The sequence below is a fragment of the Marinomonas piezotolerans genome, assembly GCF_003362755.1.
In the GTDB taxonomy this organism is placed as follows: Bacteria; Pseudomonadota; Gammaproteobacteria; order Pseudomonadales; family Marinomonadaceae; genus Marinomonas; species Marinomonas piezotolerans.
Genome location: NZ_QKRA01000002.1, coordinates 42,662 through 54,226, shown reverse-complemented (window position 1 = coordinate 54,226; position 11,565 = coordinate 42,662). Strand labels below are relative to the sequence as shown.

At 48.0% G+C, this 11,565-nt stretch carries 9 protein-coding genes; 7 read left to right on the top strand and 2 right to left on the bottom strand.

Annotation, left to right across the window (positions count from 1 at the left end; genetic code table 11):
• Positions 1-19 precede the first annotated feature (19 nt).
• The 7 genes from DN730_RS04200 to DN730_RS04170 all read left to right on the top strand — a co-directional run bounded on the left by DN730_RS04200 (position 20) and on the right by DN730_RS04170 (position 9,002).
• On the top strand, positions 20-994 hold the full coding sequence (locus tag DN730_RS04200; RefSeq protein WP_115466865.1) for a carbohydrate kinase family protein: 975 nt from the start codon (positions 20-22) through the stop codon (positions 992-994).
• A gap of 421 nt (positions 995-1,415) precedes the next feature.
• Positions 1,416-2,774, top strand: a complete 1,359-nt coding sequence (locus tag DN730_RS04195) for an ABC transporter substrate-binding protein (RefSeq protein ID WP_115466864.1) — start codon at positions 1,416-1,418, stop codon at positions 2,772-2,774.
• 103 nt (positions 2,775-2,877) lie between these two features.
• Complete coding sequence (locus DN730_RS04190) at positions 2,878-3,888, top strand: carbohydrate ABC transporter permease (RefSeq protein ID WP_115466863.1); 1,011 nt, start codon at positions 2,878-2,880, stop codon at positions 3,886-3,888.
• A 1-nt stretch (position 3,889) separates the two neighbouring features.
• Positions 3,890-5,032, top strand: a complete 1,143-nt coding sequence (locus DN730_RS04185) for a carbohydrate ABC transporter permease (RefSeq protein ID WP_115466862.1) — start codon at positions 3,890-3,892, stop codon at positions 5,030-5,032.
• 56 nt (positions 5,033-5,088) lie between these two features.
• Entirely contained in the window at positions 5,089-6,186 is a 1,098-nt protein-coding gene (locus DN730_RS04180) for an ABC transporter ATP-binding protein (protein WP_115466861.1), read from the top strand.
• 82 nt (positions 6,187-6,268) lie between these two features.
• Entirely contained in the window at positions 6,269-7,888 is a 1,620-nt protein-coding gene (locus DN730_RS04175; RefSeq protein WP_115466860.1) for an alpha-glucosidase family protein, read from the top strand.
• 55 nt (positions 7,889-7,943) lie between these two features.
• Positions 7,944-9,002: a LacI family DNA-binding transcriptional regulator gene (locus DN730_RS04170; protein WP_115466859.1), complete on the top strand. Its 1,059-nt coding sequence runs from the start codon at positions 7,944-7,946 to the stop codon at positions 9,000-9,002.
• Here the strand turns inward: DN730_RS04170 and DN730_RS04165 are convergent.
• Together DN730_RS04165 and DN730_RS04160 are read right to left on the bottom strand one after the other, a co-directional pair.
• Positions 8,999-9,697, bottom strand: a complete 699-nt coding sequence (locus DN730_RS04165) for a 3'-5' exonuclease (protein ID WP_115466858.1) — start codon at positions 9,695-9,697, stop codon at positions 8,999-9,001. The two genes, DN730_RS04170 and DN730_RS04165, sit on opposite strands and share 4 nt — an antisense overlap.
• A gap of 6 nt (positions 9,698-9,703) precedes the next feature.
• Positions 9,704-11,560 (bottom strand): DUF294 nucleotidyltransferase-like domain-containing protein, encoded by a 1,857-nt coding sequence (locus tag DN730_RS04160; protein WP_115466857.1) that lies wholly within the window; start codon positions 11,558-11,560, stop codon positions 9,704-9,706.
• Positions 11,561-11,565 lie beyond the last annotated feature (5 nt).

The window sequence follows — 11,565 nt, the reverse complement described above, 5'->3', positions numbered from 1 at the left end:
TAATAGTGAGATAAACGCGATGACAACCAAAGTAATGGCTTTCGGTGAAGCCTTAATTGACTTCCTTTCAAACGGTGACATGAGTTTAGATGGATTGGAGTCGTTTACGAAGTTCCCAGGTGGGGCGCCAGCGAACGTCGCGGTCGCTGTGGCTCGTTTAGGGGGGAATAGCCACTTCGCAGGACAAGTCGGTGACGATGCCTTTGGCCATTTTCTAAAATCTTCGCTAGCCCAGTACGGTGTCGTGACAGACACTATGCTGATGACCAAAGAAGCGAAAACAGCGTTGGCATTTGTGAGTTTAGATGCAACCGGTGAGCGCAGTTTTGAATTCTATCGCAATCCTTCTGCGGATATGTTGTTCCGCGCTGACGACTTCGATGTAAGTTGGTTTCAAGAACCAACAGGCGTGTTTCACACCTGTTCCAATACATTAACTGATGAATCCATTACTCAGGCGACCTTAGCAGGGATTGCCCATGCGAAAGCAGCGGATTGGATTGTCAGCATTGATGTGAATTTACGTGTGAATCTATGGCCTGATCACAAGATCGATAAAGAGCGTGTGATTCATTGGATGCAACAAGGTGATGTCATTAAAGCGAGCTTAGAAGAGCTGGAGGTACTGTCGGACCATCCGTTTGCATTGATCGATGAGCTGATATCAGGTGGTGTCGCATTGTTTGTATTAACAGATGGCGGCGATCCAGTGCGTTATTTTGCGAACGGCCATGTCAAAGGTCAGGTGGTGGCCCCCAAAGTCACGGTTGTTGATACGACTGCGGCAGGGGATGCGTTTGTCGGTGGGCTGTTGTATCAGTTGGCGGAGCGAGGAGGAGATCGTTCTGCATTGAAAAACTTTACTGCTGCTGAATTAGATGAGTGCATTCGCTTTGCTGTGGCGTGCGGGGCGGAAGCGGTGACGCGCGCCGGCGCTTATCCATCGCTGCCTAGTCTCGAACAAGCCAACGCGCGATTAAAAGACATTTCTTAAAACGATTAAGTTAGCGTAAGTAAACGCTCAATCTTAAGCCCATGTACTAAAACGTGGGCTTTTTTTGTGAAAAAATCTAGCAGACATGAGTTTCTAGAAGCGAGATGGGAGTCTCAAAAATACTGCTCAACGTCCATATTCTGCTTATTAATTAGCCGGAAATTTAAATTATTGTTGTTTATTTAAGCAGAAATTAAGTGAATAAGAATCTCTATCAAATTCGCAATATCTCAAAATCGTACTAGAGTGTAGCTGTATTTAAGTAGAATTTAAGTGATTAGGTGGGTTGAAGTACGTGCACACTTTGTCAATAATTTCATTACTTCTTAATCCTTATAGAAGCGCTGTAAGAGTTAAAAAAGTTCAATCCTATCTGAGAATAACAATAAAGACCGTCGAATTCGGTCTGCGAGGAGTGAAAATGAAAAAGTCTTTACTGTCAGCGGCGATCGCCCTGACCCTCACTGCGCCCTTTGTACATGCTGACGACCACGGCTTGATGTTTAAGCCTGGTGAAGACTCACGTTTTGATTGGTCGAGCTACGAAGCGTTGAAGTCCAACAATCTCAAAGGTGAAACCATTTCCGTGTTTGGTCCTTGGATGGGCCAAGAGAAAGAGCATTTCGAGAAAGTAGTCGCCTACTTTGAGAAAGCGACAGGCGCGGACGTGAACTACGCGGGTTCTGATTCCTTTGAGCAGCAAATTGTCATCGACACCCAAGCAGGCAGTGCGCCGAATGTTTCCATCTTCCCTCAACCTGGCTTAGCGGCCGACTTGGCGTCAAAAGGTCTACTTACGCCGTTGTCAGATACCGTGAAGCAAGGCGTGAAAGAAGATTATGCCGCAGGACAATCTTGGGTTGATTTAGCGACCTTTAGCAACGAGAGTGGCGAACAGGATTTCTATGGTGTCTTTTACCGAGCGGATCTTAAATCACTTGTGTGGTATTCGCCTGATAACTTCTATGATGCGGGTTATGACGTGCCGCAAAGCATGGAAGAGCTGAAAGCGCTGACAAAACAAATCGTTGCCGACGGTGGGACACCTTGGTGTATTGGCCTGGGTTCTGGTGCCGCAACAGGTTGGCCAGCAACCGATTGGGTAGAGGATTTGCTGCTACGCCTACAGCCTGCTGATGTGTACGACAAGTGGGTAACCAATGACATTAAATTCAACGATCCGCGCATTGTCGATACCATTAATGAGTTTGGTTGGTTTGCGCGTAATGATGATTATGTAGACGGCGGTGCAGGTGCGGTTGCATCAACGGACTTCCGTGACAGCCCAAAAGGCCTGTTTGCATCACCACCAAAATGTTACATGCACCGTCAAGCCTCATTTATCCCTGCGTTCTTCCCTGAGGATGTTGAGGTCGGCCTTGATGCAGATTTCTTCTACTTCCCTTCTTATGAATCGAAGGATCTTGGTAATCCTGTGTTAGGGGCCGGTACGTTGGCGTCTATTACGCAGGATTCCAAAGGTGCTCGTGCATTCATCGACTTCTTACGTTCGCCGATTGCCCATGAGATTTGGATGGCTCAAACGGGCTTCTTGTCTCCGCATGCGAAGGTCAATCCTGAAATTTACGTAACGGATACAGCACGTAAGCAAGGTGAGATTTTGCGTTACGCGACGACGTTCCGCTTTGATGGATCAGATTTGATGCCAGGCAAAATCGGTGCCGGATCATTTTGGACAGGCATGGTTGATTACACAGGCGGAAAAGACGCGAAAGAGGTCGCGGACAGCATCCAGCGTACCTGGGATGCGCTGAAATAACCTGCTATCGCTTGGAGGCCAGAGCTCTGGTTTCCAAGCTTCTATCTAACGTTGAGCATCGCTCAACTCACTCCTGAATCCTTAGCTACACAATGGAGAGACAATGGGACAGCTTGCAACAGCGTTAGTGACCATGATCTTAGGCGTGCTTGCGTGCGCGGCATACTTCTATGGCTCTAACGCCCTATTGGATTTGATCTTCCCAGGGAAGAATCGTCCTGCATCAGAAATCGCACGCAACTTGCGTATCAGTAACCGTATTCGCCCCTGGCTATTTTTGGGCCCAGCGGTGCTGATATTGACCTTTTACTTATTCTACCCAGTGGTCGACTCTCTGCGTTTGTCTTTCTTCGGGCGTACGGGGGAAGAGTTCGTCGGGTTGAGTAATTACACTTGGCTATTTGGCAGTGAAGAGTTCTACGAATCGTTTCGTAATAACATGTTATGGCTTATTTTTGTGCCGACGGCTGCGACCTTTTTTGGTTTGGTGATTGCCACCATGACGGATCGTATCTGGTGGGGCAACATTGCGAAAAGCCTTATTTTTATGCCGATGGCGATTTCGTTTATCGGTGCATCGGTTATTTGGAAGTTTATCTACGATTATCGCAGTGGTGGCGACCCTCAAATCGGCTTGCTTAATGCGATTGTGGTGTTTTTTGGTGGTGATCCACAACCTTGGATCACGATCCCATTCTGGAATAACTTCTTTTTGATGATCATCTTGGTTTGGATTCAAACTGGATTCGCTATGGTGATTCTGTCTGCGGCATTACGTGGAATCCCTGATGAAACGATCGAGGCCGCAGTGCTAGATGGCGCGAATGGCGTTCAGATTTTCTTCAAGATTATGGTGCCACAAATTTGGGGCACGATTGCTGTCGTATGGACGACGATCACCATACTGGTATTGAAAGTATTCGATATCGTGCTGGCGATGACCAATGGTCAGTGGGGCACTCAAGTGCTGGCTAACCAAATGTTTGATTGGATGTTCCGTGGGGGCGGCGATTTTGGTCGTGGTGCCGTGGTAGCCATCGTCATTATGGTGTTAGTCATCCCGATTATGGTGTGGAACATTAAGCGTGCCAACGCAGAAATGGAGGGACGCTAACATGGTGATCTCGAAAAAAGGCTCCGCCTTAACCGCGGTAGTGCATTTAACGGTATTGTTTTTAGTTGTCATGTGGACGATCCCGACAGCAGGGCTCTTTATTTCGTCTATTCGTGACAAAGACCAGCTGTCTACGTCAGGTTGGTGGACCGCATTATCGACATCAGAGCAGAGACTGGTAGAGCGCGCTGCGTCACCTGAATCGCAGACGCAAGAAAATGGTTTGTGGGTCATTCGCGGCAATGTGCTGGGTGACAGTGAAGGAGAAGTGACACGCTTTGGTAGTAGCTCTCTGAAGCCAGAGGATTTTGCCGCAGGAGAAACCGCCGAATTAAGACGTGGTATACGTTTGCAGGTAATGGCCAACGGTGATTATGAAATCTCTTCCGAGACGGAAATGCAAGGTCGTCGAGGCCAGCGAATTTTCTATACCGCAGAGGTTCCACCACGCTTTACCTTAGATAACTATCGTGAAGTATTGGGCGCTGAAGGTCTTGGCAAGTCGTTTATCAACTCGCTGACGGTAACGATCCCGGCGACGATTATTCCGATTTTGATTGCTGCTTTTGCCGCTTATGCCTTGGCTTGGATGAAGTTTCCCGGACGAGGATTATTGATTGCCGCTGTGGTTGGCTTGTTGGTTGTGCCATTGCAGATGTCGTTGATTCCACTGCTTAAGTCCTACAACGTTATTGGCGAGTTTTTTGGAGTTGGCGCAAAAACCTATGTCGGCATATGGCTTGCACATACGGGCTTTGGCTTGCCGTTAGCCATCTATTTGTTGCGTAACTATATAGCAGGATTGCCGGGCGAGATCATTGAGTCTGCGCGCGTTGATGGTGCATCGGATTTTGATATCTTCCGTAAAATCATCCTGCCGTTATCCTTTCCAGCATTGGCGTCGTTTGCGATTTTCCAATTCCTTTGGGTGTGGAACGACTTGTTGATTGCGATGGTGTTCTTAGGAAATAACGAAGATCAGTTGGTTATGACTGGCCAGCTGCGAGAATTATTAGGGTCCCGTGGTGGTAACTGGGAGATCCTAACGGCTTCGGCGTTTATTACCATCATTATCCCTTTATGTGTGTTCTTCGGATTACAACGTTACTTGGTACGCGGCTTATTAGCTGGATCCGTTAAATAACTTCGAATTTGAATTGCCGGATGTGCGCGCCACATCCGAGAAAAGAGGCAATAAATATGGCTGATGTAAAGTTAACCAATGTCAAAAAAGTCTATGCAAACCAAGTCGAGGTGATGCGGGACATTAATTTAGATATCAAGCAAGGTGAGTTCATTGTATTTGTCGGGCCTTCTGGCTGTGGTAAATCTACCTTGCTGCGAATGATCTCAGGATTAGAAGAGATTTCCGGCGGAACGTTAGAGATCGACGGGCAAGTGGTGAATGATATTCCGCCCTCGTTACGCGGTATCGCGATGGTATTCCAGAGCTATGCGTTGTACCCCCACATGACGGTATACGACAACATGGCATTCAGTTTGCAAATTGCGAAAGTGGCGAAGGATGATATTGATCAGCAAGTACGTAAAGCGGCTGAGATGTTGCAACTGACTCCCTACTTAGATCGCTTACCTAAAGCGCTTTCAGGTGGGCAGCGTCAGCGTGTCGCCATTGGTCGAGCGATTGTACGTCGTCCGAAAGTCTTTTTATTTGATGAACCGCTGTCTAACTTGGATGCAGCGTTGCGAGTTGCGACGCGGATGGAAATCGCCAATCTTAAAGAAAGCATGCCTGATAGCACGATGATTTATGTGACGCATGATCAGGTCGAGGCCATGACATTAGCGGATCGCATCGTTTTATTGTCTGCGGGCAATATCGAGCAAGTGGGGTCACCTTTGGCACTCTATGAGCGCCCAGAAAATGTATTTGTTGCGAAGTTCATTGGCGCACCCGCTATGAATATCATTCCGTGTACGGTGCAATCGACGGGTGATCACACTGAGGTGTCTCTGAGCTCGGGTCAAGCCGTTACGTTACCGATTAAAACGGCGTCGAGTGAACAGGGCAAGCCCGCGCATTTTGGCGTGCGTCCAGAGCATCTTGATATTGCAGGAGACGGCGACGCTGCGATTCTAGAAGGGGAAGTGTCCTTCATTGAATCCTTAGGTGAGGCAACCTTGTTGTACATTGCGGTACCGGGTATGGATGACATGGTCATTGCGAAACAGATTGGTACGATACCGACTCAGCGAGGTGATAAAGTGCGTTTGGTCGCGAACCCTGAGCGTCTGCATTTATTTGATGAGAATGAGCAGTCTTACCGCACCGAATAATAGGTACATAAGCTGCATAACAGTAAGAATGAGTAAGCAGTGCTTGGCGCAGTGCTTGAATTGAACAGTGGAGAGCGTTGTTATGTCGACCAATTTAAACTGGTGGAAAGGTGGAGTAATTTATCAGATTTACCCACGCAGTTTTATGGACTCTAATGGCGATGGTGTCGGTGATTTAGTGGGTATTACGAAGCAATTGGATTACGTTGCTTCGTTGGGAGTCGATGCAATTTGGTTGTCGCCGATTTTTACGTCACCGATGAAAGACTTTGGTTATGACATCAGCGATTATCGCGATATTGACCCCATGTTTGGCTCACTGGCTGACTTTAAAGGGTTGATTGATCGTGCCCATGAATTGGGGCTGAAAGTCATGGTCGATCAGGTGATCAGTCATTCATCAGATGTTCATCCTTGGTTTGAAGAAAGCCGCCAAGACAAGACGAATGACAAAGCGGATTGGTATGTGTGGGCCGACCCAAAACCTGACGGTTCACCGCCAAATAACTGGTTGTCGATTTTTGGTGGCAGCGCATGGAAATGGGACAGTCGTCGTCTGCAATATTACCTACATAACTTCTTAGAAAGTCAGCCTGATTTTAACTTTCATAACCCTGAAGTTCGTCAGGCGCATCTCGATAATATGCGCTTTTGGTTGGAGCTAGGTGTGGACGGTTTCCGCTTGGATACGGTTAACTTCTATTTCCACAGTCAAGGACTGGAAGACAATCCTCCTGTTCCGCCTGGTGAGCCTAAGACAAAAGGTGCGCCTGAGGATAACCCGTACACATACCAACGCCACGTGTATGACTTGAGCCGTCCTGAGAACTTAGATTTCTTAAAAGAGCTGCGTGCATTAATGGACGAATTTCCTGGTACGACGACGGTCGGTGAAATTGGGGATGATTTCCCATTGCAGCGCATGGCGGAATACACGTCTGGCGGTGATAAGCTGCATATGGCGTATACGTTCGACTTCTTGAACAAGCCTCATTCGCCTGAGTACATTCGGCAGGTGCTGGCGAATATGAACGACATTGTCGGAGATGGGTGGCCATGCTGGGCGCTGTCTAACCATGATGTCGTGCGTGCTCGAACCCGTTGGGGAGAAGGTGAAGACCCGCAAGCTTACCCACTGATTGCGATGGCATTGATCTTATCGTTACGTGGCAGTGTCTGCATGTATCAAGGTGAAGAGCTTGGCTTGCCGGAAGCGGATGTTCCGTTTGAGCGCATTCAAGACCCGTATGGCATTCCGTTATGGCCGGTGTTTAAAGGTCGTGATGGCTGTCGAACACCGATGGTTTGGGATAGTACGCCGTTAGGTGGTTTCTCGACCGTGGAGCCTTGGTTGCCCGTTGATCAGGCGCATTTGCCGCTGAGCGTGGCAGAGCAAGAAGCCGATAGCTCTGCATTGCTGCATAAAATGCGCAGTTTGATGCATTGGCGTCAACAGCAACCCGCTCTGATTAATGGTTCTTTAGACTTAGTGGATGTTGCGAATAAGGATATTGTGGCATTCGTACGTGAGTATGAGGGACAACGGGTCGTCGTCGTGATCAATATGACAGGCACCGAGCAACAGGCAACCTTAAGTGATACTGTGTCAGAGCCTTTGGCTGGTCACGGTTTTCAAGCGACGTTGGTAGATCAGGTCGTCACGTTACCCCCTTATCAGGCATACTACGCAACATTAGCGTAACCCTTCAGCCAGCCCCAAAGGTGGGGCTGGCGATAGGCTGATATTGAAGGTCAACATGAAAAATAATACAAAAAAACTCACCCTGAAAGACGTTGCGCTAAAGCTCAACGTATCCACTGCTACGATATCAAATGCGTTTAATCGTCCAGATCAGCTTTCGGCTGAATTGCGCGAAAATATTCTCAAACAGTGTGAAGAAATGGGCTACTACGGCCCGAATGCTGCCGCGCGAAGTTTGCGTACAGGCCGTACTGGTATTGTCGGAGTCGTATTATCCGATGAGTTAAGTTATTCATTGTCTGATCCCGTCGCCAATCAATTCATTACTGGTATGGCGGAAGTTCTAGAAGCAAATGATTATAATATGTTGCTCCTGTCAGCCACGGAAGCTGGACAAGACGTTCAGACCCGAATGCAAGCCTCAATGGTAGATGGGTTCATTGTCTACGGTCACAAACCTCAGCAATATCATAATGCGCCTTGGCTAGACGCTCGCAAGAACGTTGTCACGGTGGACAGTGCAATTCCTGGAACACCCTCGGTGAATGTGACGAATGAACAAGGCGCGTACGACATTACGAAGCATGCTCTTGTCCATAAACCAAAGCACATAGCTATTTTAGGGCTAGCTCTATTGGATACGGATCGTGTGTGTCGCATCCGAGATGACGAGCTGTTTGATGCGGCAGCATCCATTTCGATTCAGCGTTTGGCGGGTTATCGTCGTGCGCTAAGCGAAAGCGACATCGAGTTACCCCCAGAGCGAATTTGGAATATCCCTCATAACAACCATAAGCTAGCGTATCAAGCCGCGCGTGAGGCCTTAATGATGGCAAATCGACCGCAGCTGTTATTGTGTATGAGTGATCGTATTGCGTTGGCGGCCTTGCAGGCAGCGCTGCAAATGGGGATACGGGTACCCGAAGAGCTTCAAGTGGTTGGCTTTGATGGGATTCCTGAGAGCGAGACCTTTCACCCGTCGATTACGACTATTTATCAGCGAACGGTCTCTAAGGGGCGTATTGCCGCAGAGATATTTTTGGGCCTACGAGAGTCCAAAGATGTGGAATTGGAAACCGAGCTCATTATTCGCGAAAGTAGCCCAGCGCTTTAGCAGCAAAAATCTTGTGTCAACTTATCGTGATCATAATGATGGGCGGCTTGCGCTTGAAACAGCTCTGCACAAGAAATGGCGTCGATTAGTGCTTGGTGCGCACGATATCGAGGCAAATGATAGCGCTGGCGGCATGAGTCCAATCGAATCGAAGGTTGGCGGCCGAAGCGCTTCCACCAAGGTTTGTGGATAATCTCTGCCTCAAGTGCCATGGTGTCGATGATTGGGAAAATCAGTGGTTCTCCGTATAGTTTTTCGGCTGCTTGATTGAGAAACGGCCGCTCAATCGCTGCACAATGAACCACAACGATTTTGCCAGCAATCGCTGTCAACACTTCATCTAAAAAGCTGGATAATCGCGGCGCATCTTTGATTTCGTCGTGCGTAATTTCGTGGATGGTGACCGACTCCGCCGTGAGCGGCCCATGTGGTTTAGCAAGCCAATATTGCGCTGCATTGAGCGGAATACGGTCAAGGCTAAATTCCACTAGGCCAATGCTAATAATATCGTCTCCGTTGGGATCTAGTCCGGTGGTTTCAATATCCAATGCGACCATGGGTGCATCACGCAAGGGGATTCTAAGCCCTGCGACACCTGCTTGATAGAACGACCTCAAAATAGGCGTATTCACTTCCTCGGCAAGCTTCTCAAAAGTTATTTGCCAGTCGTCAATCTGATCAGTGGTTTTGGTCATATCGGGCTAAGAACCTTTGCCTGGGTAACGATATTTCAGGAATTCCTGCTGGCGAGCGACAATATTAAAGGCGTCACGTAAATGTCGTTTTTCGAAAGCAGAGAGCGTCTCTGGATTGACATTGTTATTAGGCTCTTCGCCGTTCTCAATTTGGGCTTTTTGGTTTTTAATGCGAACCATGCTGATCATTTCCAGAGCGAGGATCAGGTCACGTGCCCGACCATCAGGCATGACGCCTGCTTCTTCGATGTCTTCGAGGCGCTCAAAGGTATTCAGCTTATTAGAACCAAGCGCGAGGGCGTGAACGCGTACAAGGTCATTAATAGGCGCAATGCCGCGAGATTTTAAGTTAAAGGTGCGGGATTGTTTGCCTTCGCCGTCAAGGACAAATTGTCGGAAGAACCCTAAAGGTGGTGTACGCTGGTTGGCGTTGCGAGCCAAGGCGGATAAAAAGCCTTTGTGATCTTTTGCTTGTTCGATGATATGACGATTAAGCTGCTTCGCCAGCGTTTTATTGCCATAAACCCCCCGTAAATCGAAAAATATCGACAGGTTTAACAGGGCTTCAGCCTTAGGTTTTTGAATCCAGTCGGAGAACTGCTGTTTCCATTGTGACAAGGTCATACGCCATTTGGGATTCATTGCCATGATGTCGCCAGTACATAATGGATAACCACATTTGTCGAGGTTGTAGCAAACAAATTCGCTCAATTCTCTAAAGTAGTCACCATGCTCCGCGTCGTTGTAGCGGTCATTTAATATGATGGCATTGTCTTGGTCTGTGGTGATGGTTTGCTCTTCCCGCGCTTGCGAGCCTAAGGCTAGAAAGCAATAGGAGACGGGCGGTGGACCAAGTTTTTGCTCGCCTAATTGCAACAAGCGTTTTACAAATGCGACACCAATGTGGGAAAGCGCATTACCGATCATTTGAGTGTTGGCGTCTGCACTGATCAGTTGTGTGAAGGTATGAGTCATCTTCTGGCTGATTTGCACGAGACCATCAATGTCTTCTTGCTTATAGATATCACTGATGACGTACACGGAACCATGACTTTCGCGTTGCACCAAGTCGCCAGTACTGATGACGCCAACGGGCCGACCTTTTTTAAGCACCGGCAAGTGGTGAATATTCGTTGCCATCATTTTTAGCACTGCTTCGGAAGCAAAGTCCCCTGCATCAACGGAGATCGGATCATGGGTCATGACTTGGTCGACCCCCGTATCCAGCGGCAACCCTTTTGCGACGACACGATTACGTAAGTCACGATCGGTCAGAATGCCGACGACTTTGTCACCGTTTGTGATGAGCAGAGACGACACTCGCTCCTCGGACATAATATTGGCTGCGGTCTTTATATCAACATTGTGGTCCGCGGAAATGGGCGGGCGACGCAATAAACTATGGATAGGACAGGTCATAAGCGATAAGTCGGAAGACTGGCTGTCCATGGCTGTCTTGAGTCGAATTTCACGAGACAACTCGAAGAAATCGGAGAACGCATCAAACTCGTTGTAAAATTGAATAAACCAGCGCGCGGGTATCCGATATAACAGAGTATCTTCTAACGCCCGCATGGTGTGTGATGACTTTCCGCCACGTAACAAAGAAGATGATCCAAAGACATCGCCTTCGTGCATTCGTTGCAGTAACTTACCACTTTTACTGGTGGATTCTATGGCGCCGCTGCGGATAAAAAATAAGGTTTCATTTTTTTCACCGGGTGCGATCGCCCATCCCCCTGCTCGGAGATACTGAATTTCAATGTCTTTCACCATATCTTGCAGGATAGGTTCTTCTTTAAGATCAGCAAAAGGTGCGTATTCGCAAAGCGTATCCAGTATTTCCGACAGTTCGATATCCATAATGA